A 26,508-nucleotide genomic window follows, 5' to 3' on the forward strand; every position below is an offset into this window, starting at 1 on the left:
GCTCGCTCAGATCTCGCCGCGCAGCTTGGCGAGCGCCTCGGCCAGGATGGCCTCGCCGTCCGCGTCGGTACGGCGCTCGCGGACGTACGCGAGGTGGGTCTTGTACGGCTCGTTGCGCGAGGGCGCCGGCGGGTTGTGCTCGTCCTGGCCGGCCGGGAAGCCGCAGCGCGGGCAGTCCCAGGTGTCCGGGATCGCAGCCTCGGCCGCGAAGCTGGGACGCGTCTCGTGCTTGTTGGCGCACCAGAAGGAGATCCGGTTACGGGGGGCGGACTCGCCGCGCTCCGCCTCGCCCATCGGGCCGGCGCCTACTCTGCTGCCACGGATGGCGTTGCCACTTGCCACGGTCTGACTCCCTGCGTATCCACTGCCGCCCGCCGCTATCTGCGGACGGTGGCGAAGTCGTCCCAGTGTAAGCGGGAGTTAAGGATCTGCCACCACCGCCTCCGGGCGCATTTCAGCATAAGCGCCCGGGAGACACACCGTCAGATCCTCGGTCGACCCGGCCGGGCCGGAAGACCGGTTGCGCGCGGGCAACCGCAGCCGGACTACTTGTACTTGAGCAGCAGGCCGAGCACCACGATGCAGGCGAACCAGCCGATGCCCACGATGATGGTGATGCGGTCGAGGTTGCGCTCGGCCACCGCGGAGCCGCCGCCGGCCGACATCGCGCCGCCACCGAACATGTCGGACAGGCCGCCGCCCTTCCCCTTGTGCAGCAGCACCAGGAGGACCATCAGCAGACTGAAGATGATCAGGGCAATCGAGAACCCGAGAACCACGGCGGGGACCAACTCTCTCGTAATCTTCGGCGAAGGGGCCGGGCCGCAAGAAGCGGTCCGGCCCCAAAGCCTACGTTGCTGCGGCGGCGTTAGCCTACTGCCTGCTCGCGGTAGCGCACGATCTTGACGAACTCGTCGGCGTCCAGCGAGGCGCCGCCGATCAGGGCGCCGTCGATGTCGGCCTTGGCCATCAGACCGGCCGCACTGGAGGACTTCACCGAACCCCCGTACAGGATACGGACCTTGTCGGCCAGCTCGGCGTCGTACAGCTCGGCCAGGCGGACCCGGATCGCCGCGCAGACCTCCTGGGCGTCCTCCGGGGTCGCCACCTCGCCGGTGCCGATCGCCCAGACCGGCTCGTACGCGACGACGATCTGCTCGGCCTCGGCCGCCGGGATGTCCTTCAGCGCGCCGTCCAGCTGCGCCAGGGTGTACTCGACGTGGGTGCCGGCCCTGCGGATCTCCAGCGGCTCGCCGATGCACAGGATCGGCAGCAGGCCGTTGCGGTAGGCCGCCTTGACCTTGGCGTTGACGATCTCCTCGTTCTCGCCGTGGTACTGGCGGCGCTCCGAGTGGCCGATGGCCACGTAGGTGCACTTCAGCTTGGCGAGCATCGGGCCGGAGATCTCACCCGTGTACGCACCGGAGTCGTGCGCCGAGAGGTCCTGGGCGCCGTACTTGATCTTCAGCTTGTCGCCGTCGACCAGGGTCTGCACCGAACGCAGGTCGGTGAACGGCGGCAGGACCGCCACCTCGACCGCCTCGTAGTCCTTGTCGGCCAGCGCGAAGGCCAGCTTCTGGGTGTGGGCGATGGCCTCGAGGTGGTTGAGGTTCATCTTCCAGTTGCCCGCCATCAGCGGGAGACGCGTGGTCATACGATCAGCCTTCCAGGGCGGCGAGACCGGGAAGAGTCTTGCCCTCCAGGTACTCGAGGCTCGCGCCACCGCCGGTCGAGATGTGCCCGAACTTCGTCTCGTCGAAGCCCAGGATGCGGACGGCCGCGGCGGAGTCGCCGCCGCCGACCACGGTGAATGCGTCGCTGTCCAGCAGGGCCTGGGCGACGGCCTTGCAGCCCTCGGCGAAGGTCGGGTGCTCGAAGACGCCCACCGGGCCGTTCCAGAACACCGTCGCGGCGTCGGCCAGCTTCGAGGCGAACAGCTCCCGCGTCTTCGGGCCGATGTCCAGGCCCTCCTTGGTCGCGGGGATCTTGTCCGCGTCGACGATCTCGAAGTCCGCGACCGGCGCGTGCGTCTTGGTGTCCGGGAAGTGCGCGGAGACCGCGACGTCCACCGGCAGGACGAACTCGACGTTGTCGGCCTTCGCCCGCTCCAGGTACTCCAGGACGGTCGGGATCTGGTCCTTCTGCAGCAGCGAGATGCCGACCTCGTGGCCCAGGGCCGCGAGGAAGGTGTACGCCATGCCGCCGCCGACCAGGATCTTGTCGGCCTTGCCCAGCAGGCTGTCGATCACGCCGAGCTTGTCCGAGACCTTGGCGCCGCCGAGCACCACCACGTACGGCCGGGCGACCTCGTCGGTCAGGCGCTTGAGCACACCGACCTCGGTGGCGATCAGGTCGCCGACGGCGTGCGGCAGGCGGGCCGGCAGGTCGTAGACCGAGGCGTGCTTGCGGTGCACCGCGCCGAAGCCGTCGCCGACGTAGACGTCGGCCAGGCCGGCCAGCCGGTCGGCGAAGGCACCGCGCTCGGCGTCGTCCTTGCTGGTCTCGCCCGCGTTGAAACGCAGGTTCTCGAGCAGCGTGACCTCGCCGTCGGCCAGGGCGGCGACGGTGGCCTTCGCGCTCTCGCCGACCGTGTCGGTGGCGAACGAGACGGACGTGCCGAGCACCTCACCCAGGCGCACGGCGACCGGGGCGAGGGAGAACTGCGGGTCGGGCTCGCCCTTCGGGCGGCCCAGGTGCGAGGCGACGACCACGCGGGCGCCGCACTCCAGCAGCTTGGCGATGGTCGGGGCGACGGCGCGGATCCGGCCGTCGTCGGTGATCCTGCCGTCGGACAGCGGGACGTTGAGGTCGGCGCGGACGAACACCCGCTTACCGGCGACGTCCAGGTCTTCGATGGTCTTCAACTTCGGTCTCCCGGGGAGAAGGTAGCGCCTGGCGACGGCACAGCACCGTGCCGTGGGGAAGAGTGAGGGTGCGCAGAGGAAGGGCCCGGACGGCTCAACTGCCCTCCGGGCCCTGCCCCTTACATCACGTCAGCTCCGGAAGGTCAGAGCTGGCCACCGACGAGGGTGGTCAGGTTGACGAGGCGGTTGGAGTAGCCCCACTCGTTGTCGTACCAGCCGAAGACCTTGACCTGGTTGCCCTGGACCATGGTCATCAGGGAGTCGAAGATCGTGGAGAACGGCGAGTTCACGATGTCGGAGGAGACGATCGGGTCCTCGGTGTACTGCAGGATGCCCTTGAGGCTGCCCTCGGACGCCTTCTGGAAGGCCGCGTTGACCTCCTCGACGGTGACCTCGCGCTCCAGGGTCACGACCAGGTCCGTGATCGAGCCGGTCGGGACCGGGACGCGCAGCGAGGTGCCGTCCAGCTTGCCCTTGAGCTCCGGCAGGACCAGCGCGGTGGCCTTGGCGGCACCGGTCGAGGTCGGGATGATGTTGATCGACGCGGCGCGGGCGCGGCGCAGGTCCTTGTGCGGGAAGTCCAGGGTGACCTGGTCGTTGGTGAACGCGTGGACCGTGGTCATCATGCCCTTGACGATGCCGAAGCTCTCGTTCAGCACCTTCGCCAGCGGCGCCACGCAGTTGGTGGTGCAGGAGGCGTTGGAGATGACCGTGTGGTTCGCCGGGTCGTACTTGTCGTCGTTGACGCCCATGACGATGGTGACGTCCTCGTCGGTGGCGGGCGCCGAGATGATGACCTTCTTGGCACCGGCGGTGACGTGCTTCTTGGCCGCCTCGGCCTTGGTGAAGATGCCGGTGGACTCGATGACGACGTCCGCGCCCAGCTCGGCCCAGGGGAGGTTGGCCGGGTCACGCTCGGCGATGACCTTGAAGGTCCTGCCGTCCACGGTGATGCTGTCGGCGGTGTGGCTGACCTCGCCCGGGAAGGTGCCCAGGATCGAGTCGTACTTGAGCAGGTGTGCCAGGGTCTTCGTGTCGGTCAGGTCGTTGACACCGACGATCTCGATGTCCGCGCCCTGGGCCTTAACCGCACGGAAGAAGTTGCGGCCGATGCGGCCGAATCCGTTGATGCCTACCCGGATCGTCACGAACCGATCTCCTTATTAGGTACGTCGGCGCTATTGCCGACGGGGTGGAATTTGGGATGTCCCCGACCACCCATGACCCTACCTCTCCCGGGCTCGCCTGGGCACATCGCCTCTCCGTCAAGCCCATGGTGTGGCGGCCCCGCAGGCCCTCCCCGAGCCCTCGGTCCCACCCCGGCAGGGCAGTTGGTCAAGCCCGCCGGACAGCCTGCGACCTGCGCCGGTGACGCGGGGGGGGCGGAACGGGGTCGGCCGCCCGGACGCGGAACGGCCGGTGCCCACGATGTGGGACACCGGCCGTTCGGACAATGAAACGGTGCTACTCCGTCAACAGGATCCGTCAATCGGATCCGGTCAGTTGAGCGCCATCTCGTCGGTCAGGTTGGCCTCGGTGCTGGGCAGGCCCAGCTCGGCGGCGCGCTTGTCGGCCATCGCCAGCAGCCGGCGGATCCGTCCGGCCACCGCGTCCTTGGTCAGCGGCGGGTCGGCCAGCGCCCCCAGCTCCTCCAGCGAGGCCTGCTTGTGCTGCATCCGCAGCTGACCCGCGGCGGCCAGGTGCTCGGGCACCTCGTCCCCGAGGATCTCCAGTGCGCGGGCCACCCGGGCACCGGCCGCGACCGCCGCGCGGGCCGAGCGGCGCAGGTTGGCGTCGTCGAAGTTGGCCAGCCGGTTGGCGGTGGCCCGCACCTCGCGGCGCATCCGGCGCTCCTCCCAGGCCAGCACCGACTCGTGCGCGCCCAGCCTGGTCAGCAGCGCGCCGATCGCGTCGCCGTCCCTGATCACCACCCGGTCCACCCCGCGCACCTCGCGGGCCTTGGCCGGGATGCCCAGCCGCCGGGCCGCGCCGACCAGCGCCAGGGCCGCCTCGGAACCCGGACAGGTGATCTCCAGGGAGGAGGACCTGCCCGGCTCGGTCAGCGAGCCGTGCGCCAGGAAGGCCCCGCGCCAGGCCGCCTCCGCGTCACACGTCGCCCCGGAGACCACCGCCGGGGGCAGACCCCGGATCGGCCGCCCACGCCCGTCCACCAGCCCGGTCTGCCGGGCCAGCAGTTCGCCGTCCTTCACCACCCGCACCACGTACCGGCTGCCGCGTCGCAGGCCGCCGGGGGCCATCACCACCAGGTCCGAGGAGTGTCCGAAGATCTCCAGCAGGTCCTTGCGCAGCCGCCGCGCCGCCATGCCGGTGTCCAGCTCCGCCTCGATCACGATCCGGCCGCTCACAATGTGCAGACCGCCCGCGAATCGCAGGATCGCCGAGACCTCCGCCTTGCGGCAGCAGGCCCGGGTGACGGGGAGCCGGCTGATCTCGTCCTTCACCGCTGCCGTCATCGCCATGGGCCGATCCTTCCATGTGTCCGGAAAATCCGGTCGTACGCAGCCGCCAAGAGCTCCGGGTCGTGTCGCGGCGTCCCGTCGGTCCTGGCCACCTTGCCGAGGACCAGGGCGGCGCCCATCCGCTCGGCGGCCTTCTCCAGGCCCGCCAGATCGGCCACCCCGAAGGCCCCGCCGGTGACCGCCCGCTCATCCACCAGGATCGCATCCACCGCCAGCTCCGGAGCGTGGTCGGCGATCACCTCCAGGTGACGCTGCGGGGTGAAGCCCTCGGTCTCCCCGGGCTGCGGGGCCAGGTTGAGGGTCAGCAGGCGGCGGGCCCGGGTCTCGGTGAGCGCCTTGGCCAGCTCGGGGACCAGCAGGTGCGGCAGCACGCTGGTGAACCAGGACCCCGGGCCGAGCACCACCCAGTCCGCCTCCAGCACGGCCTCCACCGCCTCCGGCACGGCCGGCGGCTCCTCGGGCAGCAGCCGGATCGACTGGACCGTACCGGGGGTGACGGCGACGTCGGCCTGGCCCCGGACGAAGCTGATCTCGTCCGGACGCTCCGGGTCGTGACCGCGCACCTCGGCCTCGATGTCCAGCGGGACGGCCGACATCGGCAGCACCCGGCCCTGCACGTTGAGCAAGCGGCCGACCCAGTTGAGCGCCTCCACCGGGTCGCCCAGCTTCTCCCAGAGCGCGACGATCAGCAGATTGCCGACCGCGTGCCCGCCGAGCTCGCCGTCGCCGGTGAAGCGCTGCTGGATCACCTCGGACCAGGTGCGGCCCCAGTCGTCGTCGCCGCAGAGCGCCGCCAGCGCCTTGCGCAGATCCCCGGGCGGCAGCACACCGAGCTCGGTGCGCAGCCGCCCGCTGGATCCGCCGTCGTCGGCGACGGTGACCACGGCGGTGAGCTCGGTGGTCAGCCGGCGCAGCGCCGAGAGCGAGGCAGACAGCCCCTGGCCCCCGCCCAGCGCGGTGATTCTGGGTGCGCCGGGGCGAGGCCTGGGTGCCGCCTGTTCTCGCCGGTCGGCAGACCTGTGCTGGAGCTGCTGCCGCACTGGCGAGTATCCCGTCACACCGACCCCACGTTCCTGTTTCATACCCCGGTGAGCGGCCGGCGGGGCGGTGGTGTCACTCCCGCAGGCTCACTCCCTGCCCATGTCGCGGTGGACCAGCACCGTTTCGACGCCGTCCGCGATCAGACGCTTCGTCAGACGCTCGGACATCGCGACGCTGCGATGCTTGCCACCGGTGCAGCCTACGGCAAGGGTCATGTAGCGCTTGCCCTCCCTGCGGTACCCCTCGGTCACGATCTTGAGGAGCTCGGCGTAGCCGTCGAGGAACTCGTTGGCCCCGGGCTGCTCGAAGACGTAGTCGGCGACGTCGCCGTCGGTGCCGGTCCGGGCCCGCAGCTCGGGCACCCAGTGCGGGTTGGGCAGGAATCGGCAGTCCACCACCAGGTCGGCGTCGACCGGGAGGCCGTACTTGAAGCCGAACGACATCACGGTGGCCCGCAGCTCGGGCTCGTCGTGGTCGCTGAACTGCGCGTCCATCTTGCTGCGCAGCTGGTGGACGTTGAGGTTGGAGGTGTCGATCACCAGATCGGCCTCGCCGCGCAGGTCGCGCAGCAGCTCGCGCTCCTGGCTGATGCCGTCGACGATCCGGCCGTCGCCCTGCAGCGGGTGCGGGCGGCGGACCGACTCGAAGCGGCGCACCAGGGCGTCGTCCGAGGACTCCAGGAAGACCACCCGGAGCCGGACGCCGCGCTTCTCCAGCTCGTCCAGGGAGGTCAGCAGGTCGTCGAAGAACTTGCGGCCCCGGACGTCGACCACGACGCCGATCCGGGGCACCGCGCCCTGGGAGCGGGCGCCGAGGTCGACCATGGTCGGGATGAGGGCCGGCGGGAGGTTGTCCACGACGAACCAGCCCAAGTCCTCCAGGCACTTGGCGGCGGTGCTGCGGCCGGCTCCGGACATCCCGGAGATGATCACCAGCTCTGGGACGCTCTCGCCCCCGGCCTTCGGCTGGGAGGTCCCCCCCTGCTCGGACACTGTCACTTCGGTTCCCCGCTTTCGGTGGTTCTGCTGAGGAGAACGCGTCTGGCGTCGCCCGGGCATCCCTGTCTCACCCGCGGGAGTGAAACCGGAGCGCGGGGACTGACGGGCGGCGTCGGCCGTCACGGCGTCTCCTGCGGTGCGTCGTCTTCAATGATCTCGCCGGTTGCGGTATTCACCGCAGGTGCTGCCGGTGTACGGGAGGCCAACGCTGCGGCAACAGTTTCCGCCGTCCGCCTGCCGATACCCGGGACCTCGCAGAGTTCGTCCACGGTGGCCGCGCGCAGCTTCTTCAGCGAGCCGAAGTGCTTGAGCAACGCTTTCCGGCGAGTCTCGCCGAGACCGGCAACGGAGTCCAGCTCCCCCGCCGTGAACCGCTTGGCGCGCTTGCTGCGCTGGTAGGTGATGGCGAAGCGGTGCGCCTCGTCGCGGACCCGCTGGAGCAGGTACAGGCCCTCGCTGCTGCGCGGCAGCACCACCGGGTCGTCCTCGCCGGGCAGCCAGACCTCTTCCAGGCGCTTGGCCAGCCCGCAGAGTGCCACGTCGTCGATACCCAGCTCGTCCAACGCCCGCTTGGCGGCGGCGACCTGGGGCTGACCGCCGTCGACCACCAGCAGCTGGGGTGGGTAGGCGAAGCGGCGCGGACGGCCGGTCTCGGGGTCGACCGGGCCGCTCGCGGCGGTGTCGGTGGTGTCGTCGTCCTGCTCGGGGACGGCCCACTCGCCGGTCTGCTCGCGCTCCTGGAGGTAGCGGCGGAAGCGCCGGCTGATCACCTCGTGCATCGAGCGGACGTCGTCCTGGCCCGCGAACCCCCTGATCTGGAACCGGCGGTACTCGCTCTTGCGGGCCAGCCCGTCCTCGAAGACCACCATCGAGGCGACCACGTCGTCACCCTGGAGGTGCGAGATGTCGAAGCACTCGATCCGCAGCGGGACGGAGTCCAACTCGAGGGCGTCGGTGATCTCCTGGAGGGCCCGGCTGCGGGTGGTCAGGTCGGAGGCGCGCTTGGTCTTGTGCAGCGCCAGCGCCTGCTGGGCGTTGCGCTGGACCGTGGCCATCAGGTCCTTCTTGTCGCCGCGCTGCGGCACCCGCAGGTCGGCCTGGGCGCCGCGCAGACCGGTGAGCCACTCCTGGACCGGCTCCAGTGGCCGGGGCAGCTCGGGGACCAGCACCTCGCGCGGGACGGACTCGGTGCCGCCGCCGTAGAGCTGCTGGAGCGCGTGCTCGACCAGAGCGGCGGTGTCGACGTCCTCGACCTTGTCGGTGACCCAGCCGCGCTGACCGCGGACCCGGCCGCCGCGGACGTGGAAGATCTGCACGGCGGCCTCCAACTCGTCCTCGGCGAGGGCGAACAGGTCGGCGTCGGTGCCGTCGCCGAGGACCACCGCGTTCTTCTCCATCGCGCGGGTGAGGGCGGCGATGTCGTCGCGCAGCCGGGCCGCGCGCTCGTACTCCATCGCGACGGCGGCCTCCTGCATCTGCTGCTCCAGGCGGCGCAGGTAGCCGCCGGTGCGGCCGGCCATGAAGTCGCAGAACTCCTCGGCCAGCGCGGCGTGTTCTTCCTGCGAGACCTTTCCGACGCAGGGCGCGGCGCACTTGCCGATGTAGCCGAGCAGACAGGGGCGGCCGACCTGCCGGGCGCGCTTGAACACGCCGTTGGAGCAGGTACGGACGGGGAAGACCCGCAGCATCAGGTCGACCGTCTCGCGGATCGCCCAGGCGTGCCCGTAGGGACCGAAGTAGCGCACGCCCTTCTTGTGCGCCCCGCGCATCACCTGGACCCGGGGGAACTCCTCGCCCAGGGTGACCGCGAGCTCCGGGTAGCTCTTGTCGTCGCGGTACTTGACGTTGAACCGGGGGTCGAACTCCTTGATCCAGGAGTACTCCAGCTGGAGCGCCTCGACCTCGGTGGCGACCACCGTCCACTCCACCGAGGCGGCGGTGGTGACCATGGTCGCCGTCCGCGGATGCAGGCCCGCGATGTCCTGGAAGTACGAGGAGAGGCGCGGCCGCAGACTCTTGGCCTTGCCCACGTAGATGACCCGCCCGTGCGCGTCACGGAACTTGTAGACACCGGGCGAGGTCGGGATCGCACCGGGCGCCGGGCGGTACGTGGAGGGGTCGGCCATGCCTCTACCGTACCGATCCGCACCGACACTCCGGAGGCCGTCCCGAACACCGGTCACGGTGACCGGTGTTGTAAGGGAGCGGCGTGGACCGGCGGCTCAGGCGGGGGTGACCTCGAGGCTGCCGCCCTGCACGGTGACCTTGTACTCCGGCAGCGGGCTCGGCGCCGGGCCGTCCTGGACGGCACCGTCCGCGACCGCGAAGCGGCTGCTGTGGCAGGGGCACTGGATCTGGCCGTTCGCGACCTTGTCCACGACGCAGCCCGCGTGCGTGCAGACGGCGCTGAACGCCTTGTACTGACCGGCCGTCGGCTGGGTCACCACGATCTTCTTCTCGCGGTAGACCGTGCCGCCGCCGACCGGGACGTCCGCCGCCGGGCCGACGGCGACCGGACCGGCCGGCTGGCCGGCGGACTTGGTCGACTGGTCGGTGGACTTGGTCGAGCCGCTGTCGGAGGCGGCCGGGGAAGCGGAGGAGGAGCAGCCGCTGACCGCGACTGCGCCGCCGACGGCCAGCACGGCGCTCGCGCCGCACAGCAGCGTCCGGCGGGAGGTCTCGGGCGTGGCGGCGGTGGGGTTCTCGACGGCCTCGGACATCGGTGGCGTCTCCCTCGGGGCGGGGTAGGGGCAGGACCGGCGGCAGTCTATGCCCGCAACCTTTGAACGCCCGAGGAGGGCGGCCGCCCGCCCGGGGCGCGGGGAAGCACGGCCGGCCCCGCGCCCCGGGGCGCCCCCTACTTCTTCGCGGCGGCCCGCTTGCGGGGGGCGGCCTTCCTGGGCTTGGCCGGTGCCGGGGCGTCGACCTGGCCGTCGACCAGGATGTCGCGGAGGAACTTGCCGGTGTGGCTGGCCGTGGTCGCGGCGATCTCCTCGGGCGTGCCCTCGGCGACCACCGTGCCGCCGCCGCTGCCGCCCTCGGGGCCCATGTCCACGACCCAGTCGGCCGTCTTGATCACATCGAGGTTGTGCTCGATGACGATCACGGTGTTGCCCTTCTCCACCAGGCCGTCCAGCACCTTGATCAGCTTGCTGATGTCCTCGAAGTGCAGGCCGGTGGTGGGCTCGTCCAGCACGTAGACCGTCCGCCCGGTGGAACGCTTCTGCAGCTCGGAGGCGAGCTTGACGCGCTGCGCCTCACCGCCGGACAGCGTCGGCGCGGACTGGCCGAGCCGGACGTAGCCGAGGCCGACGTCGTTGAGCGTGCGCAGGTGGCGGGCGATCGCCGGGACGGCCTCGAAGAAGTGCAGGGCCTCCTCGATCGGCATGTCCAGCACCTCGGAGATGGACTTGCCCTTGTAGTGGACCTCCAGCGTCTCCCGGTTGTAGCGGGCGCCGTGGCAGACCTCGCAGGGGACGTAGACGTCCGGCAGGAAGTTCATCTCGATCTTGATGGTGCCGTCGCCGGAGCAGTTCTCGCAGCGGCCGCCCTTGACGTTGAAGGAGAAGCGGCCCGGCAGGTAGCCGCGGACCTTCGCCTCCTGGGTCTCCGCGAAGAGCCTGCGGACGTGGTCGAACACACCGGTGTAGGTGGCCGGGTTGGACCGCGGGGTGCGGCCGATCGGCGACTGGTCGACGTGCACCACCTTGTCCACCAGGTCGGTGCCGGTGATCCGGGTGTGCCGGCCGGGGACGCTGCGGGCGCCGTTCAGCTCGCGGGCGAGGTGGGTGTAGAGGATGTCGTTGACCAGGGTGGACTTGCCCGATCCGGAGACACCGGTGATCGCGGTGAAGGTGCCGAGCGGGAAGCCGACCGTGACGTCCTGGAGGTTGTGCTCGCGGGCGCCGTGCACGGTGATCTGCCGCTTCCTGTCCCGGTCGCGGCGGGCGGCCGGGATCGGGATGGAGCGCTTGCCGGAGAGGTACTGGCCGGTCATCGACTCCTGGTTGGCCAGCAGCTCCTTCAGCGATCCGGAGTGCACCACCTTGCCGCCGTGCTCACCGGCGCCGGGGCCGATGTCCACCACCCAGTCGGCGGTCTTGATGGTGTCCTCGTCGTGCTCGACCACGATCAGGGTGTTGCCGATGTCGCGCAGCCGGACCAGGGTCTCGATCAGGCGGTGGTTGTCCCGCTGGTGCAGGCCGATGGACGGCTCGTCCAGCACGTACAGCACGCCGACCAGGCCGGAGCCGATCTGGGTGGCCAGCCGGATGCGCTGGGCCTCGCCGCCGGAGAGGGTGCCCGCGGCCCGGTTCAGCGAGAGGTAGTCCAGGCCGACGTCGACCAGGAACCGCAGCCGCTCGTTGACCTCCTTGAGCACCCGCTCGGCGATCTGCTTGTCCCGCGCGGTCAGCTTCATGGCGCCCAGGAACTCGGCGCAGTCACTAATCGACATCGCCGAGACGTCGGCGATCGACTTGTCCTGGATGGTGACCGAGAGGATCACCGGCTTGAGGCGCGTGCCCTGGCAGGCCGGGCAGGGCACCTCGCGCATGTACCCCTCGAATCGCTCCCGGCTGCTGTCGCTCTCCGCCTCGGAGTGGCGGCGGGTGACGAACGGGATCGCGCCCTCGAAGGAGGTGGTGTAGGAGCGGTCGCGCCCGTAGCGGTTGCGGTAGCGGACCTCGACCTGGGTCTTGTGCCCGTACAGCAGCGCCTTCCTGGCCCGGGCGGGCAGCCCGGCCCAGGGGAGGTCGGTCCGGAAGCCCAGCTCACCGGCGAGGGCGTCCACCAGGCGCTGGAAGTACTCCTTGGTGTGGCCCTGGGACCACGGGTGGATCGCGCCGTCCTCCAGCGAGCGCTCCGGGTCGGGGATGACCAGCTCGGGGTCGACCTCCATCCGGTTGCCCAGGCCCGAGCAGTCCGGGCAGGCGCCGAACGGGGAGTTGAAGGAGAAGGAGCGCGGCTCCAGCTCCTCGAAGGAGACGTCGTCGTACGGGCAGTAGAGGTGCTCGGAGAACATCCGCTCGCGCTCGGGGTCGTCCTCGGGCAGATCCACGAAGTCGAGCACCACCATGCCGCCGGCCAGCTTGAGGGCCGTCTCGACCGAGTCCGTCAGACGCCGCTTGGCGCTCTCCTTGACGGTGAGGCGGTCGATGACCACCTCGATGGTGTGCTTCTCCTGCTTCTTCAGCGTGGGCGGCTCGGTCAGCTGGACGGTGGTGCCGTCCACCCGGGCGCGGGCGTAGCCCTTGGACTGGAGGTCGGCGAAGAGGTCGACGAACTCGCCCTTGCGCTCGCGCACCACCGGGCTGAGCACCTGGAAGCGGGTGCCCTCGGCGAGTTCGAGCACCCGGTCGACGATGGCCTGCGGGGACTGCTTGGCGATCGGGCGGGAGCAGTGCGGGCAGTGCGGCTTGCCGATCCTGGCGAACAGCAGGCGCAGGTAGTCGTACACCTCGGTGATGGTGCCGACCGTGGAGCGCGGGTTGCGGTTGGTGGACTTCTGGTCGATCGAGACCGCCGGGGAGAGGCCCTCGATGAAGTCCACGTCGGGCTTGTCCATCTGGCCGAGGAACTGGCGCGCGTACGAGGACAGCGACTCGACGTACCGCCGCTGGCCCTCGGCGAAGATCGTGTCGAAGGCCAGCGAGGACTTGCCGGACCCGGAGAGCCCGGTGAAGACGATCAGGGAGTCCCGCGGCAGGTCCAGCGAGACGTTCTTGAGGTTGTGCTCGCGAGCACCGCGGACGATGAGGCGGTCTGCCACTGCTTCTGGCGCCTTTCCCGGGGGAGATGGCTTCGACGACTGCGCAGCCGGCCGGCGATGGGGCCGACTCCACAGTCAAGTGAGCAATCGAGTGATTTCTTCCAGCTTGCCGCATGTCAGCCTATAGCTCAGACGTTCGATTATCGAGCCTGTCCAGCCGAGACCACCCGAACGAGTGAAGGGCCGCCCCCGCGCCCCTCCCCCAGTGGGAGAAACCCCCTGCTCAAGAGCCTCGCGGCCCGGTAGCGTCACCAATGTCAACGAGCACGTACCCGTCCGGGCAACGCTCCGGCCGGGCACCGCACTGGAGGAACCATGGCCGATGCCGAGACCGTCACCGCTGCCCTGAAGGCCGTCGCGGAGTCCACCGGGCGGCTGCTGCGCACCGTCACCGAGCTGGACCCCGGGAGCCTCGGGGAGCCGTCCGCGCTGCCCGGCTGGAGCCGTGGCCATGTGCTGGCCCACCTCTCCCGGAACGCCGACTCGCTGGTCAACCTGCTGGACGGCGCCCGGACCGGCCGGGACATCCCCCAGTACGCGAGCGAGACCGAGCGCGAGGACGGCATCCGGTCCGGCGCCGTCCGCCCGCTCACCGAGCAGCTCGTCGACCTGAAGGCCAGCGACGCACGGTTCACCGAGGCCGCCGCCAAGCTGTCCGACGCCGCCTGGAGCGCCTCGGTCCGGCACCGCAGCGGCGCGGTCTTCCCGGCCTCGCACCTGCTCGCCAAGCGCCGCCAGGAGCTGGAGTACCACCATGTCGACCTCGCCGCCGGCTACGCCCCCGAGCACTGGACCGAGGGCTTCGCCGCCGCCGAACTGGTCCGCCTCGCAGGGCAGTTCGCCGTGGCGTCGGTCCCGGCGGTACTGCTGGTCGCCGAGGACACCGGCACCCGGGCGCAGCTCGGCCCCGTCGGCGCCGAGCCCGAGCTGACCGCCGAGGGCCCGCTCCGGGCGCTCACCGCCTGGGTCTCCGGCCGCTCGGCCGGAGCCGGCCTGCGGGTCCGGCGCGGCGGCGAGCGGCTGCCGGACGCCGTCTGCGCACTGCCGGAGCTTCCGCCGCTGGGCTGAGCGGGCCATGATGCAGTTGACCGGCACGACCAGTGGCCGGTGCCGGGGCCCGGGTACGGGTGCCCGGCACCGACCCAGGACTGACGAGGAGCAGCGACGCGATGACGTACCACGGAGCGGTGAAGGTCGGCGGCCCGCCGGACGTGCGGGAGCTCGCCCACCTGATCATCACCAAGATCGCGGTCGGCCCGTTCGAGAACAACGCGTACCTGCTGCGCTGCCGGGCCACCGACGAGCAGCTGCTGATCGACGCCGCCGCCGAGGGGCCGCTGCTGCTGGAGTCGGTCGGCGAGCAGCTGGCCACCGTGGTCACCACCCACCAGCACCACGACCACTGGGCCGCGCTCGGCGAGGTGGTCACCGCGACCGGTGCGCGGACGGCGGCCGGGCGGATCGACGCCCCGGGCATCCCGGTGCCCACCGACCTGCTGCTGGACGACGGGGACGTGCTGCGGGTCGGCCAGGTCGAGCTGCGGGTCCGCCACCTGGCGGGCCACACCCCGGGCGCGATCGTGCTGATCTACGACGACCCGCAGGGCCACCCGCACGTGTTCACCGGTGACTGCCTCTTCCCGGGCGGTCCCGGAAGGACGACACAGCCGGAAGACTTCAAGTCGTTGATGGAAGCGCTGGAGGGCAAGGTCTTCACTCTGCCAGACGAGACTTGGATCTACCCCGGCCACGGGAACGACACCACTCTCGGCGCGGAGCGTCCGCAGCTCCAAGAGTGGTGGGCTCGCGGCTGGTAGCAGCTGAAGGGGCCGCCTGCGCACGGCGGCCCCACCAAGGTGTTAGCGCACCACGGCAGGGCCTCACCGAACTCACCTGAGTCGCCAGGGAGCCCAGCTGTGAATTACCTTCTCATGCCCCGCAAGTCCCGCGTGGCCTCGCTCCGCGACATCGCCGGCAGCATCTCGCGCGCCGTCCGCGGCGTCACCGCCCCGCCTCGCTCTTCGAGCTCCCGGCCGCCCGGCCGGTCGAGCTCGCCGAAGACCCCGCCGACGTGTACGGGCTCGACGACATGCCCGCCCTCGCCGACATCGAGGCTGCCGCCGCCGAGTACAACCGGGCCGCCGACCTGGGCGCCATCCGCGTCATCTTCAAGCAGCACGGCCTCGGCCCGGTCCCGATGAAGTCCTCGGCGCCGTCCCTGAAGGTCAAGCGAGCCCCCGCCCTGACCGCCCCGGTCGAGTCCGAGACCCTCACGGCGGTGGCCCCCGGAACCGGACTCTGCCTCGACCCACCACCGTCACCCTGAAGAGCCGACCTCGGCATCCACGAGCGGCCGCCGAGCGGGTCCGCCAGGACGCGGCGGCCTTGGCGAAGCGCACGTTGCCGCCCTGGGCAGGGTGTAGATACGGATTTCAGGCGCCGGCCCAGCCGATCGGGTGAAATGCGACCGCAGTTGGCTGACTCTCCCCGAGGCGGGGAATGCCTCGCTCGGTCCTCTCAGGCAGGGCGCCATTCCCCACGTGCCCATGACTGGGACGAACAGCGACCCCCCTCCCGCCTTCCGAAGGAGCAGATATGCCTGCTTGTAAGCCTGCGGCGCGCCTCGCGCAAGCTCTGTGTCTCGGCATCGTTTGCCTTGGCGTCTCCAGTTCCCCGGCTGCCGCGCAGACGGCCGTCCCCTGCAACGCTGGTGCCCTCGCAGCCGCGATCACCGCCGCCAACTCCACGGGCGACACTCTCGTTCTCGCCTCGGGGTGCACCTACGCCCTGAGCACCCCGCTGCCGCACATCACCGGGCGTGTCGTCATCGACGGCAGCCGCAGCACGATCACCCGGTCGTCCGGACCGGCGTTCCAGGTGCTCGTGGTTGACGCGGGTGGAAACCTCAACCTGCGCCAGGCTTTCATCACCAACGGCGACGGCACCGGAACCTTCGGCGGCGGCATCGCCAACTCCGGGATCCTCACCGTCCGGGAATCCGTGATCAGCAACAGCCATGCCGACTTCGCGGGCGGCATCGGCACTAACACCGGGGCCACCACCACCCTCGTGAACACCCAGGTTGTGGACAACCAGGCGACGCAGAACGGCGGAGGCCTGACCAACGATGGCAGTCTGACCCTCATTCGCACCCAGGTCACCGGCAACACGGCCGGCTTGCAGGGCGGCGGCATCGGCAATACCGGTACCCTGCGGTTGCAGGACAGCGAGATCAACAGCAACCAGGCGAACACCGCCGGCGGGATCGTCAACTTCAGCGGCGGGGCCACCGACCTCTTCCAGAGCCACGTCAACGCGAACACCTCGGTCAACGCGCCTGGTGGCATCAGCGACGCTGCTGGCAGCGTCGCTCTCGTCGCCAGCGATGTCAGCGGCAACTTCCCCACCAACTGCGCCGGAAGCCCGCTCTCCATCGCCGACTGCACCGGCTGAACGCAGAGGCCCGGACGGTAGCACCCCACACCTCGAAAACAGGCACCTACGACTCCGGGGTGCAACGCGGAAGCCCCGCACCGTCTGGTGCGGGGCTTCGTGGCGGCCGGGCGCCTGCTACAGGCCGATGCTCGCCAGTGCCAGGCATCAGGGCAATGGGCGGATGGCCGGGTCCCGTTCGTGGCTCATGCGGAGACTTCCTCGGTCACCGGGTCCTGGGGAGCGGCGGCGGCCTGTTGTGCGGCGACCTTGGCCATGGGGTGGTCGGCCGGGGCGCCGCGGTCCCGGTCGTAGCCCCTGGCGGCCCGGCTGGCGGACCACCAGCGGCCGTGCCGGTTGGCGCTCTCCTCCGGCGCGCCGGCGGTGCGGGCGGCGCTGTAGCCGGAGGCGCGCCAGCCGTGCGCGGCGAAGGTCCGGCCCTGCTCGTCCTCGGCCAGGTCGGCGGCCTCGGTGAGCCACTTGCTGATGTCGTTGACGGTGGCGGCGGCGAGCTGTTCGCGAATGCTGCCCCAGCGGCCGACCCTGCGCAGCAGCCGCCCGCCGGTGATGCCGCGCTCGGCCCGCTCACCTACCAGGAGATCCTGGCCGGCGTCGCCAACACCGTCGGCCGACGCGGGCCCGGGACCTGAACACAACGACCCTCTTGCCGGCTGCTGCCGCGCGGGGGCCGAGTTCGATCGCGGCGGCCATGAGGCGGTCGTAGTCCGGTCGCTCGTCCGAGAGGGCACTCAGATCGTTGTCTGAGTACTCGCCGTAGAGGTGCCAGTCCTGGGCGTCGCAATGCGCGCGGAGGTCTCCCTGTTGACGCTTGACCCCGCGCCGCTGGTCAAATGGATCTCCTGAGATGCGGGAGTAGGCGAGGGCAAGGAACGCGCTTTCAGGCAGCTCGAACCGAGTGGGCGTCATGGCTGACATATTTTGCCCCTGGAGGCCCTTTACTCCCCCTGGCGGGATCGGCAGCACCCAGAAGGACCCGGAGCGGTTCGCCCGGCTGTTCCGGGACGTCCAGGAGAAGATCTTCGACGCGCTCCCGGACGAGACCTGGGTCCACCCCGGCCACGGCGCCGACACCACCCTCGGCGCCGAGCGCCCGCACCTCGGGGAGTGGCGCGAGCGCGGCTGGTGAGAGCGGTCGGGGGCGCGGTTCCCCGCGCCCCCGACCCCCGGCTAGCCCTTCGCCTCGGCGAGGCTCTCCTGCGCCGCCCGGCGGGAGGCGATCAGGCTGGTGGTCGTGGTGACGGCCAGGACCGCCACGATGAAGCCCAGCGAGAACGGGACACCGATCTCCGGCACGTGCACGCCGCTCTCGTGCAGCGCGTGCAGCACCAGCTTGACGCCGATGAAGCCGAGGATCACCGACAGGCCGTACGAGAGGTGGACCAGCTTCTTCAGCAGGCCGCCGATCAGGAAGTACAGCTGGCGCAGCCCCATCAGCGCGAAGGCGTTGGCGGTGAAGACGATGTACGGGTCCTGGGTCAGGCCGAAGATCGCGGGGATCGAGTCCAGCGCGAACAGCACGTCGGTGGTGCCGATGGCCAGCATCACGATCAGCATCGGCGTCATCAGCCGCTTGCCGTTCTCGCGGATGAGAAGCTCGGTGCCGTGGTACCTGTCCGTCGAGGGGAAGCGCCGCTCGATCGACTTGAGCAGGCGGTTCTCCTCGAACTCCGCGTCCTCCTCGTCGGCGCGGGCTTCCTTGACCAGCTTCCAGGCGGTGAAGATCAGGAAGGCGCCGAAGATGTAGAAGACCCAGGAGAAGGTGGTCACCAGGGCGGCGCCGCCAGCGATGAAGACCGCGCGCAGGACGAGCGCGATGATCACGCCGACCATCAGCACCCGCTGCTGGTAGATCCTGGGCACCGCGAACTTGCTCATGATCAGAATGAACACGAACAGGTTGTCCACGCTGAGCGACTTCTCGGTGATGTACCCGGCGAAGAACTCACCGGCCGGCTGCGAGCCGGAGTGCCACCACAGGAAACCGCCGAACAGCAGCGCCAGGACGACCCAGACCACCGTCCAGGTCCCGGCTTCCTTGATCGACACCTCGTGCGGCTTACGGCCGCCGATGAAGAAATCGGCCACGACCAGTGCGATCAGCACACCGATGGTGCCGACCCAAAGGCCCACGGAAACGTCCATCCTCTGCTCCTCCGGCAAGTAGGCGAGTCATACACGTCACTGCCGGAGGTCTCTTCCGCCCGTGTGCCCCCACACGAGAACACACGGGCCAGCGCCCCGGGGCGCACCACCACAGAAAGGGGGCACCCGTGCTGACGGGACAACTGCGGGGGAATACTCCCCTCCGCTGCCGTCAACACTAACAGAACTCCCAAGAGAAGGTAAAGAAGGTAAAGAATTGTCAGGGGGGACCTGCGGGAAGTGCCTACAGGTAGGGCTCGATCGCGGGCAGCAGGTCCTGGAACGTCCGGGACTTGGCCGGGACGCCGATGGCCTGCATGCCCCAGCCGCCACCGGGCTCCCGGAAGACCTTGGCCATGATCTGGCCGGTGTGCGGGCCGCCGCCGGTCAGCTCGTAGCGGGCCAGCTCCTGGCCGGTGCTCTCGTCCACCAGGCGGCAGTGCGCGTTCTGCACCTCGGTGAAGGTCTGACCGGTGTAGGAGCTGACGGTGAAGACGATCTGGGTGATGTGCGCGGGGACGTGCGTCAGATCCACCAGGATCGACTCGTCGTCGTCGCCCGCGCCCGCCCCGCCGACCAGGTTGTCCCCGGTGTGCCGGACCGAGCCGTCGTTGCTGATCAGGTGCTGGAAGAAGACCACGTCGGACGGGGTCTTCTCGGCGTAGAGCAGGGCGGAGGCGTCCAGGTCGATCTCCCGCCTGCGCAGGCCGAACAGCCCGCGCCTGGGCGCCGCCGCCCAGCCGAGGCCCATCCGGACCACACTCAGCGACTCGCCCGAGCCCTTCTGCAGGCTGACTCGTTGGCCCTTGGCCAGATTCACCGACACGGTGCTGTCCTCTCTCTCCTCAGCCCGGCGGGCAGGTCGCCCGCTGCGGCTGCACGGCGGATCACCCCGTTGCCGTCCCCCGGCTGAGGCCCCCAAGGTGCTCGCCTCCCCCGTCGGCACCGGCGCCCGGACAGGCCCCGCACCTGCGAGGGAGTACCCGCAGGCCAGCCTAGGGCCTGCGGGTACACGTCTGTCGATGGCCTACCCGCTCGCACCGGGGACGAGACCTCGCCGCCGCGGAGAAGTCAGGCCATCCCGGCCTCGCGCATCTGCCGCAGCTCCTTCTTCAGCTCACCGATCTCGTCCCGCAGGCGGGCCGCGACCTCGAACTGGAGCTCCGCCGCGGCGTTGTGCATCCGGTCCGTCAACTGCTGGATCAGATCCGCGAGTTCGGCCGCCGGGAGGCTCTTGGCCGGCTTGCGGTCGGCGCCCAGCGCGGGCACCGGAGCGCCCTTGCCCTTCTCCCTGCCGCGGTAGCCGGTGGCGAGCAGTTCCTCGGTGTCCATGTCCTCGCGGGCCAGGGTGTCCAGGATGTCGCCGATCTTCTTGCGCAGCGGCTGCGGGTCGATGCCGTGCTTCTCGTTGTACGCCTGCTGGACGACGCGGCGGCGGTTGGTCTCCTCGATCGCCAGCTCCATCGCCGGGGTGATCCGGTCCGCGTACATGTGCACCTGGCCCGAGACGTTACGGGCGGCGCGGCCGATGGTCTGGATCAGCGAGGTGCCGGAGCGCAGGAAGCCCTCCTTGTCCGCGTCCAGGATCGCCACCAGGGAGACCTCGGGCAGGTCGAGGCCCTCGCGGAGCAGGTTGATGCCGACCAGTACGTCGTACTCGCCGGCCCGCAGCTCGCGCAGCAGCTCGACCCGGCGCAGGGTGTCGATGTCGCTGTGCAGGTAGCGGACCCGGATGTCGAGGCCGAGCATGTAGTCGGTGAGGTCCTCGGACATCTTCTTGGTCAGCGTGGTGACCAGGATCCGCTCGTCCTTCTCGACCCGCTTGCGCACCTCGTGCACCAGGTCGTCGATCTGGCCCTCCGTCGGCTTGACGATCACCTCGGGGTCGATCAGGCCGGTCGGGCGGATGATCTGGTCGACCACGCCGTCGCCGCGCGAGAGCTCGTACTTGCCGGGGGTCGCGGAGAGGTAGACCGTCTGCCCGATCCGGCCGAGGAACTCCTCCCACTTCAGCGGGCGGTTGTCCATCGCCGAGGGCAGCCGGAAGCCGTGCTCGACCAGAGTCCGTTTGCGGGAGGCGTCGCCCTCGTACATCGCGCCGATCTGGGGCACCGTCACATGCGACTCGTCGATCACCAGGAGGAAGTCCTCCGGGAAGTAGTCGAGCAGCGTGTTGGGGGCCGTGCCGGGCTCGCGGCCGTCGAAGTGCATCGAGTAGTTCTCCACGCCGGAGCAGCTGCCGATCTGGCGGAGCATCTCGATGTCGTACGTGGTGCGCATGCGCAGGCGCTGGGCCTCCAGCAGCTTGCCCTGCTTCTCCAGGGCGGCCAGGCGCTCCTCCAGCTCCTGCTCGATGCCGGTGATCGCGCGCTCCATCCGCTCCGGGCCCGCCACGTAGTGCGAGGCGGGGAAGACGTAGACGGAGTCGTCCTGGCTGATGATCTCGCCGGTGAGCGGGTGCAGGGTGTAGAGCGCCTCGATCTCGTCGCCGAACATCTCGATCCGGACGGCGAGTTCCTCGTAGACCGGGAAGATCTCGACGGTGTCGCCCCGGACCCGGAAGGTGCCGCGGGTGAAGGCGACGTCGTTGCGGGTGTACTGGATGTCCACGAAGCGGCGCAGCAGTGCGTCCCGGTCGATCTCCTCGCCGACCTTGAGCGGGACCATCCGGTCCACGTACTCCTGCGGGGTGCCGAGGCCGTAGATGCAGGAGACCGAGGCCACCACGACCACGTCGCGGCGCGTCAGCAGCGAGTTGGTGGCCGAGTGGCGCAGCCGCTCGACCTCCTCGTTGATCGAGGAGTCCTTCTCGATGTAGGTGTCCGTCTGCGGGACGTACGCCTCGGGCTGGTAGTAGTCGTAGTACGAGACGAAGTACTCGACCGCGTTGTTGGGGAGCAGCTCGCGGAACTCGTTGGCCAGCTGGGCGGCCAGGGTCTTGTTCGGCGCCATCACCAGGGTGGGACGCTGGAGCTTCTCGATCATCCAGGCGGTGGTCGCCGACTTGCCGGTGCCGGTGGCACCGAGCAGGACGACGTCCTTCTCGCCCGCGCGGATCCGGCGCTCCAGCTCGGCGATGGCCGCCGGCTGGTCGCCGTTGGGCTGGTAGGGGCTGACGACCTCGAAGGGCGCCACTGACCGCTCGATACTCGTGATGGGTCGCACGAGTCCACCGTACGACCCGCCACCGACAACGCGGACCGGCAAGTCCCGGTCACGGCCGCAGGGCACGCAGGCCCGGGACCGCTCCGGCGGGCCGGCGCCGGAGCGGTCCCGGGCCTGCGTCAGGCGGTCCTGGCGCTGTCCCGGGCCAGGGCGACCAGGCGGGATATCGCGCGCAGGTACTTCTTGCGGTAGCCGCCGCGCAGCATCTCCTCGGTGAAGACCTGGTCGAAGGGGAGGCCGGAGGCGGTGATGGGCAGCTCGCGGTCGTACATCCGGTCGGCGAGGACGACCAGGCGCAGCGCGGTGGACTGGTCGTCGACCTGGTGGACACCGCGCAGGAAGACCGCCTGGACGTCGTCCAGCAGGGCGCCGTAGCGGCTGGGGTGGACGGCCTTGAGGTGCTCCAGCAGACCGTCGAAGTCGTCCAGCGAGGCGCCCGGGGTGCGCGCGGCCCGCTCGGTGACCACCTCGTCGGTGTACGGCGGCGGGGCCTCGGGCAGGCCGCGGTGGCGGTAGTCCTGGCCGTCGATCCGCAGCGGGCGGAAGTGGGCCGACAGGCCCTGGATCTCGCGCAGGAAGTCGGCGGCGGCGAACCGGCCCTCGCCGAGCTTGTCGGGCAGCGTGTTGGAGGTCGCGGCGAGCTTGACGCCGTTCTCGACCAGGCGGCTGAGCAGGGTGGAGACCAGCACGGTGTCACCCGGGTCGTCCAGCTCGAACTCGTCGATGCACAGCAGCCGGTGCCCGGACAGGGTCTCGACGGCGCCCTTGAAGGTGAGCGCGCCGACCAGGTTGGTGAGCTCGACGAAGGTGCCGAACGCCTTGGGGCCCGGCGTGGCGTGCCAGAGCGAGGCCAGCAGGTGGGTCTTCCCGACGCCGTAGCCGCCGTCGAGGTAGATCCCGGCAGGGCCGCTGGGCGCGGGGGCGGCGCGGCGGAACCAGCTCCGCCTGGGGGCGGCGCTCCCGCTGTTGAGCGAGGCGGCGAACTGCTCCAGGACCTGGACGGCCTCGTACTGGCTGGGCTGGGACGCGTCCGGCAGGTAGCTGCCGAAGCTGACGCCGGCGAACCGCGGTGGCGGCACCATCTCGGCGACCAGCCGCTCGGCGGGCACAAGGGGCCGGCGGTCGGCGAGGGCGACCGGGCCGACGGCGGCTATGGCGTCGGCGGACGCCGGGGCGGCCGTGGTGTCGGGGTGTGAGGCAGCGGGCACGTCAGTAAAGGGTACGCGCCTCCGTGGAAGACTCGGTCCCATGCATCAACTGATCAGCCCGCTCGGCCCGCCCCGGCAGGACGTCTCGTCCCTGGAGTCGCTGGCCGCCGTGTACGCGTACCCCGAGCAGGTCGGGCAGGGCCGGGCCTGGCTGCGGGCCAACATGGTCGCCTCACTGGACGGCAGCGCCCGGCTCGAAGGGCTCTCCGAGGGCCTGTCCGGGGACGCCGACAAGCGGATCTTCGGGGTGCTGCGGGCACTCTCGGACGTGGTGCTGGTCGGAGCCGAGACGGTCCGCGCCGAGGGCTACCGGCCGGCCCGGGCCCGGGCGGAGTTCGCGGCGGCCCGCAAGGCGGCCGGGCAGACGCCGGCCCCGGCCGTCGCGATCGTCTCCCGCAGTCTGGCGCTCGACCTCTCGGCACCGCTGTTCACCGAGCCCGTGGTGCGCACGGTGGTGATCACCACCGAGGACTCCCCCGCCGACGCCCGCCGCGCGGTGGCCGAGGTCGCGGACGTGGTCGTCGCGGGCGAGGGCTCGGTCGACGTGACCCGGGCGGTGGCCGCGCTCACCGAGCGGGGCTGGACCCGCCAGCTGACCGAGGGCGGCCCCCGGCTGCTCGGGGAGCTGGTGGCGGCCGGGCTGCTGGACGAGCTCTGCCTCTCGCTGGCCCCGCTGCTCACCGGGGGCCAGGCACCGCGGATCGCCCAGGGCACGGAAATCCCTGGCGTGCAGCGGATGCGGCTGGTGTCATTGCTGGAGCAGAAAGGTTTCCTCTTCACCCGGTATCTGCGCCCGGCCGACCCGGTTTCCCCGCCCGTTCGAGATTCGGCCCGGTGACCCGGCCCACCCGTGGCTCATGTGGCGCGTGTGCAGCGTGAGGAAAGCATCCGCCGGGCACTATGGGAGGGGACACCGGACCCGGGGGCCTGCAACTGCGAAGGGACTCACGTGTTCAAGACGGTACTGATGATCGAAAAGGCGCTCTCCGACGCCGATGTGGAACTGGTCACCACGCTCCACGGCGACGAGGAGGTCTCGTTCGTCGTCCTGATGCAGCCCCGCGGCAAGCAGGACGAGCTGCTCCGCGCCCTCGACGACGTGGCCCTGGGCCACCTCGACAAGGCGGTGCACGAGCGCGAGGAGTCCGAGACCCCCACCGTCGCGAGCGAGTCCCTGGAGCACAGCCTGCGCCACCTGCGGACCGCCGGAGCCGAGGCGAGCGGCGAGGTGGTCGAGGAGAATCCGCTGAACCGGCTGCGCGAGGTGGTGGAGCAGAGCAGCGCCGACGAGGTCCTGGTCCTGACCTCCCCGCACTTCGTCGAGGAGTTCTTCCACCGCGACTGGGCCTCCCAGGCGAGACACAAGGTCGGCGTCCCGGTCCTCAAGCTGTTCGCCAGCGACTCCTGAAGGTCCCCGTCCCGGTAGTGCAGAATCGTCCTTGCGGAACGCCCGCAAGGACGATTCGCGTTTCACCATGCCCGACCGCCCCACTCGGCCACGCCCGCCGGCCCGACCTCGTACGGAGCACGCCTTGAACGACGCCGCGCACGACCTGCACGCCCCGCACTTCATCGGAATCGGCGGCGCCGGCATGTCCGGGCTGGCGAAGATCCTCGCGGTCCGCGGCGCCAAGGTCTCCGGCAGCGACGCCAAGGAGTCCGAGACCGTCCTGGCGCTGCGCGCCCTCGGCGCGGACGTCCACGTCGGCCACGCCGCCGAGCACCTCCCGACCGGGACCAGCAGCGTCGTGGTCTCCAGCGCGATCCGCTCCGACAACCCCGAGCTGGCCGCGGCCCACCAGCGCGGCATCCCGGTGGTGCACCGCTCCGACGCGCTGGCCGCGCTGATGGGCGGCCGCCGGGCGCTCGCCGTCGCCGGCACGCACGGCAAGACCACCACCACCAGCATGCTCGCCGTCAGCCTCGCCGAGCTGGGCCTGGAGCCCTCGTACGCGATCGGCGGCGACCTGGACGCCCCCGGCTCCAACGCCCACCACGGCGCCGGGGACATCTTCGTGGCCGAGGCGGACGAGAGCGACCGCAGCTTCCACAAGTACGCCCCCGAGGTCGCGATCATCCTCAACGTGGAGCTCGACCACCACGCCAACTACGGGTCGATGGACGAGATCTACGAGTCCTTCGAGACCTTCGTCGGCCGGATCGTGTCCGGCGGCACCCTGGTGATCTCCGCCGACCACGCCGGTGCCCGCGAGCTGACCTCCCGGGTGCGCGGCCGAGACGGGCTGAACCTGGTCACCGTCGGCTCCGCCGAGGACGCGGACGTCCGGGTGCTCTCGGTGGTCCCGCGCGGCATGACCAGCGAGGTCACCGTGCAGCTCGACGGCGCCGAGCTGACCTTCACCGTCTCCGTCCCCGGCCGCCACTACGCGCACAACGCCGTCGCCGCGCTGGCCGCGGGCGTCGCGCTGGGCATCCCCGCGCAGGACCTGGCCAAGGCGATCGGCAGCTACACCGGCGTCCGCCGCCGCCTCCAGCTCAAGGGCGAGGCCGCGGGCGTCCAGGTGATCGACTCCTACGCCCACCACCCGACCGAGATGACCGCCGACCTGGAGGCGATCCGCGAGGCGGCCGCCGGGCGGGTGCTGGTGGTCTTCCAGCCGCACCTGTTCAGCCGGACCCAGCAGCTGGCCGAGGAGATGGGCCAGGCCCTGGCACTGGCCGACGCCTCGGTGGTGCTCGACATCTACCCCGCCCGCGAGGACCCGATCCCCGGCATCACCAGCGAGCTGATCATCGACGCCGCCCGCCGGGCCGGTGCCGACGTCCGCGCCGAGCACGCGTTCGCCGCCGCGCCCGCGCTGCTGGCCGGGCTGACGCAGCCGGGCGACCTGCTGCTCACCATGGGTGCGGGCGACGTCACCAACCTGGGCCCGGAAATCCTCGAGCACCTCGCGAGCGTTGCAACCAACGCCTGACCCGAGCCCTGCCGCGACGAGGAGCCCGCGATGAGCTACGAGATCGAGAAGTCCGACGCCGAGTGGCGCGCCCAGCTCAGCCCCGAGGAGTACCGCGTGCTCCGCCAGGCCGGCACCGAGCCGGCGCACGTCGGCGAGTACACCGACACCAAGACGGTGGGCGTGTACAGCTGCCGGGCCTGCGGAGCCGAGCTGTTCAGCAGCGAGACCAAGTTCGACAGCCACTGCGGCTGGCCCTCGTACTACGCGCCGCTGGCCGAGGACCGGGTGGAGTACCTGGCCGACGAGTCGCACGGCATGCGGCGGGTCGAGGTCCGCTGCGCGCGCTGCGGCGGCCACCTCGGGCACGTCTTCGAGGGCGAGGGCTACGGCACCCCGACCGACCAGCGGTACTGCATCAACAGCATCTCGCTGACCCTGAAGCCCGCGCCGTAGCCCGCCCCGTGACCCG

The 26,508-nt window shown here is 70.6% G+C and carries 25 protein-coding genes and 1 pseudogene; 9 read left to right on the forward strand and 17 right to left on the reverse strand.

The genetic code is table 11. From position 1 onward, the window contains the following. Positions 1-6: 6 nt before the first annotated feature. The 11 genes from UK12_RS06490 to uvrA form a co-directional block, all read right to left on the reverse strand. A complete protein-coding gene (locus UK12_RS06490) occupies positions 7-342 on the reverse strand; it encodes an RNA polymerase-binding protein RbpA (protein WP_082119361.1) in 336 nt (111 codons plus the stop codon). Positions 343-545: 203 nt separating this feature from the next. Continuing rightward, positions 546-779 (reverse strand): preprotein translocase subunit SecG, encoded by a 234-nt coding sequence (gene secG, locus UK12_RS06495; RefSeq protein WP_045300667.1) that lies wholly within the window; start codon positions 777-779, stop codon positions 546-548. A gap of 89 nt (positions 780-868) precedes the next feature. Then, positions 869-1,654 carry a triose-phosphate isomerase gene (gene tpiA / locus UK12_RS06500; RefSeq protein WP_045300567.1) on the reverse strand — a complete coding sequence of 262 codons (786 nt, stop codon included), beginning with the start codon at positions 1,652-1,654 and terminating at the stop codon, positions 869-871. Positions 1,655-1,658: 4 nt separating this feature from the next. Next, entirely contained in the window at positions 1,659-2,864 is a 1,206-nt protein-coding gene (locus tag UK12_RS06505; protein ID WP_045300570.1) for a phosphoglycerate kinase, read from the reverse strand. A gap of 143 nt (positions 2,865-3,007) precedes the next feature. After that, positions 3,008-4,012: a type I glyceraldehyde-3-phosphate dehydrogenase gene (gap, locus tag UK12_RS06510; RefSeq protein ID WP_045300572.1), complete on the reverse strand. Its 1,005-nt coding sequence runs from the start codon at positions 4,010-4,012 to the stop codon at positions 3,008-3,010. A gap of 351 nt (positions 4,013-4,363) precedes the next feature. Next, complete coding sequence (gene whiA / locus UK12_RS06515; RefSeq protein ID WP_045300574.1) at positions 4,364-5,344, reverse strand: DNA-binding protein WhiA; 981 nt, start codon at positions 5,342-5,344, stop codon at positions 4,364-4,366. Next, positions 5,335-6,306, reverse strand: a complete 972-nt coding sequence (locus UK12_RS06520; protein WP_156178576.1) for a gluconeogenesis factor YvcK family protein — start codon at positions 6,304-6,306, stop codon at positions 5,335-5,337. Before UK12_RS06520 ends, whiA begins: the two co-directional genes overlap by 10 nt. 165 nt (positions 6,307-6,471) lie before the next feature. Further along, entirely contained in the window at positions 6,472-7,383 is a 912-nt protein-coding gene (gene rapZ, locus UK12_RS06525; protein ID WP_156178570.1) for an RNase adapter RapZ, read from the reverse strand. Positions 7,384-7,502: 119 nt separating this feature from the next. Continuing rightward, on the reverse strand, positions 7,503-9,509 hold the full coding sequence (uvrC, locus tag UK12_RS06530) for an excinuclease ABC subunit UvrC (RefSeq protein WP_045300580.1): 2,007 nt from the start codon (positions 9,507-9,509) through the stop codon (positions 7,503-7,505). Between the two features lie 96 nt (positions 9,510-9,605). After that, entirely contained in the window at positions 9,606-10,103 is a 498-nt protein-coding gene (locus tag UK12_RS06535) for a Rieske (2Fe-2S) protein (protein ID WP_045300582.1), read from the reverse strand. A 137-nt stretch (positions 10,104-10,240) separates the two neighbouring features. Beyond that, positions 10,241-13,153: an excinuclease ABC subunit UvrA gene (uvrA, locus tag UK12_RS06540; RefSeq protein ID WP_045300584.1), complete on the reverse strand. Its 2,913-nt coding sequence runs from the start codon at positions 13,151-13,153 to the stop codon at positions 10,241-10,243. A 315-nt stretch (positions 13,154-13,468) separates the two neighbouring features. Between uvrA and UK12_RS06545 the strand changes: the two genes are divergently transcribed. From UK12_RS06545 to UK12_RS06560, 4 genes are all read left to right on the forward strand, one after another. Beyond that, positions 13,469-14,221, forward strand: a complete 753-nt coding sequence (locus tag UK12_RS06545) for a maleylpyruvate isomerase family mycothiol-dependent enzyme (protein ID WP_045300586.1) — start codon at positions 13,469-13,471, stop codon at positions 14,219-14,221. Between the two features lie 101 nt (positions 14,222-14,322). Next, positions 14,323-14,970, forward strand: coding sequence for an MBL fold metallo-hydrolase (locus UK12_RS06550; protein WP_045300588.1), 648 nt, complete (start codon positions 14,323-14,325; stop codon positions 14,968-14,970). 254 nt (positions 14,971-15,224) lie between these two features. Then, positions 15,225-15,479 (forward strand): hypothetical protein, encoded by a 255-nt coding sequence (locus UK12_RS06555; RefSeq protein ID WP_045300590.1) that lies wholly within the window; start codon positions 15,225-15,227, stop codon positions 15,477-15,479. A gap of 269 nt (positions 15,480-15,748) precedes the next feature. Further along, positions 15,749-16,606, forward strand: coding sequence for a hypothetical protein (locus UK12_RS06560; RefSeq protein ID WP_045300592.1), 858 nt, complete (start codon positions 15,749-15,751; stop codon positions 16,604-16,606). A gap of 185 nt (positions 16,607-16,791) precedes the next feature. On the opposite strand, the gene UK12_RS39445 is transcribed toward UK12_RS06560, so the two are convergent. Together UK12_RS39445 and UK12_RS44960 are read right to left on the reverse strand one after the other, a co-directional pair. Further along, positions 16,792-17,241, reverse strand: a complete 450-nt coding sequence (locus tag UK12_RS39445; protein ID WP_045300594.1) for a hypothetical protein — start codon at positions 17,239-17,241, stop codon at positions 16,792-16,794. Next, positions 17,171-17,521 (reverse strand): recombinase family protein, encoded by a 351-nt coding sequence (locus tag UK12_RS44960; RefSeq protein ID WP_082119363.1) that lies wholly within the window; start codon positions 17,519-17,521, stop codon positions 17,171-17,173. The genes UK12_RS39445 and UK12_RS44960 overlap by 71 nt, the downstream gene beginning before the upstream one ends. 28 nt (positions 17,522-17,549) lie before the next feature. On the opposite strand from UK12_RS44960, the pseudogene UK12_RS06570 reads away from it, so the two are divergent. Beyond that, positions 17,550-17,732, forward strand: a pseudogene (locus UK12_RS06570) (MBL fold metallo-hydrolase); the annotation flags it as partial. Between the two features lie 41 nt (positions 17,733-17,773). Here the strand turns inward: UK12_RS06570 and UK12_RS06575 are convergent. The 4 genes from UK12_RS06575 to zapE all read right to left on the reverse strand — a co-directional run bounded on the left by UK12_RS06575 (position 17,774) and on the right by zapE (position 23,067). Next, positions 17,774-18,748, reverse strand: a complete 975-nt coding sequence (locus UK12_RS06575; protein WP_045300598.1) for a TerC family protein — start codon at positions 18,746-18,748, stop codon at positions 17,774-17,776. 244 nt (positions 18,749-18,992) lie between these two features. Beyond that, positions 18,993-19,574, reverse strand: coding sequence for a TerD family protein (locus tag UK12_RS06580; protein WP_045300600.1), 582 nt, complete (start codon positions 19,572-19,574; stop codon positions 18,993-18,995). A gap of 245 nt (positions 19,575-19,819) precedes the next feature. Further along, positions 19,820-21,913 carry an excinuclease ABC subunit UvrB gene (uvrB, locus tag UK12_RS06585; RefSeq protein ID WP_045300669.1) on the reverse strand — a complete coding sequence of 698 codons (2,094 nt, stop codon included), beginning with the start codon at positions 21,911-21,913 and terminating at the stop codon, positions 19,820-19,822. Positions 21,914-22,032: 119 nt separating this feature from the next. Beyond that, complete coding sequence (gene zapE / locus UK12_RS06590) at positions 22,033-23,067, reverse strand: cell division protein ZapE (protein WP_269431993.1); 1,035 nt, start codon at positions 23,065-23,067, stop codon at positions 22,033-22,035. Positions 23,068-23,161: 94 nt separating this feature from the next. Here zapE and UK12_RS06595 point away from each other — a divergent pair, with 94 nt between their 5' ends. The 4 genes from UK12_RS06595 (at position 23,162) to msrB (ending at position 26,492) form a co-directional block, all read left to right on the forward strand. Continuing rightward, positions 23,162-23,959 (forward strand): pyrimidine reductase family protein, encoded by a 798-nt coding sequence (locus UK12_RS06595; RefSeq protein WP_045300604.1) that lies wholly within the window; start codon positions 23,162-23,164, stop codon positions 23,957-23,959. 111 nt (positions 23,960-24,070) lie between these two features. Beyond that, complete coding sequence (locus tag UK12_RS06600; RefSeq protein ID WP_156178571.1) at positions 24,071-24,529, forward strand: indole-3-glycerol phosphate synthase; 459 nt, start codon at positions 24,071-24,073, stop codon at positions 24,527-24,529. Between the two features lie 124 nt (positions 24,530-24,653). Continuing rightward, positions 24,654-26,057, forward strand: a complete 1,404-nt coding sequence (gene murC, locus UK12_RS06605) for a UDP-N-acetylmuramate--L-alanine ligase (RefSeq protein ID WP_063838217.1) — start codon at positions 24,654-24,656, stop codon at positions 26,055-26,057. A 30-nt stretch (positions 26,058-26,087) separates the two neighbouring features. Continuing rightward, positions 26,088-26,492: a peptide-methionine (R)-S-oxide reductase MsrB gene (gene msrB, locus UK12_RS06610; RefSeq protein ID WP_045300606.1), complete on the forward strand. Its 405-nt coding sequence runs from the start codon at positions 26,088-26,090 to the stop codon at positions 26,490-26,492. Positions 26,493-26,508: the final 16 nt, after the last annotated feature.

It is taken from the genome of Saccharothrix sp. ST-888 (genome assembly GCF_000955975.1).
In the GTDB taxonomy this organism is placed as follows: domain Bacteria; phylum Actinomycetota; class Actinomycetes; order Streptomycetales; family Streptomycetaceae; genus Kitasatospora.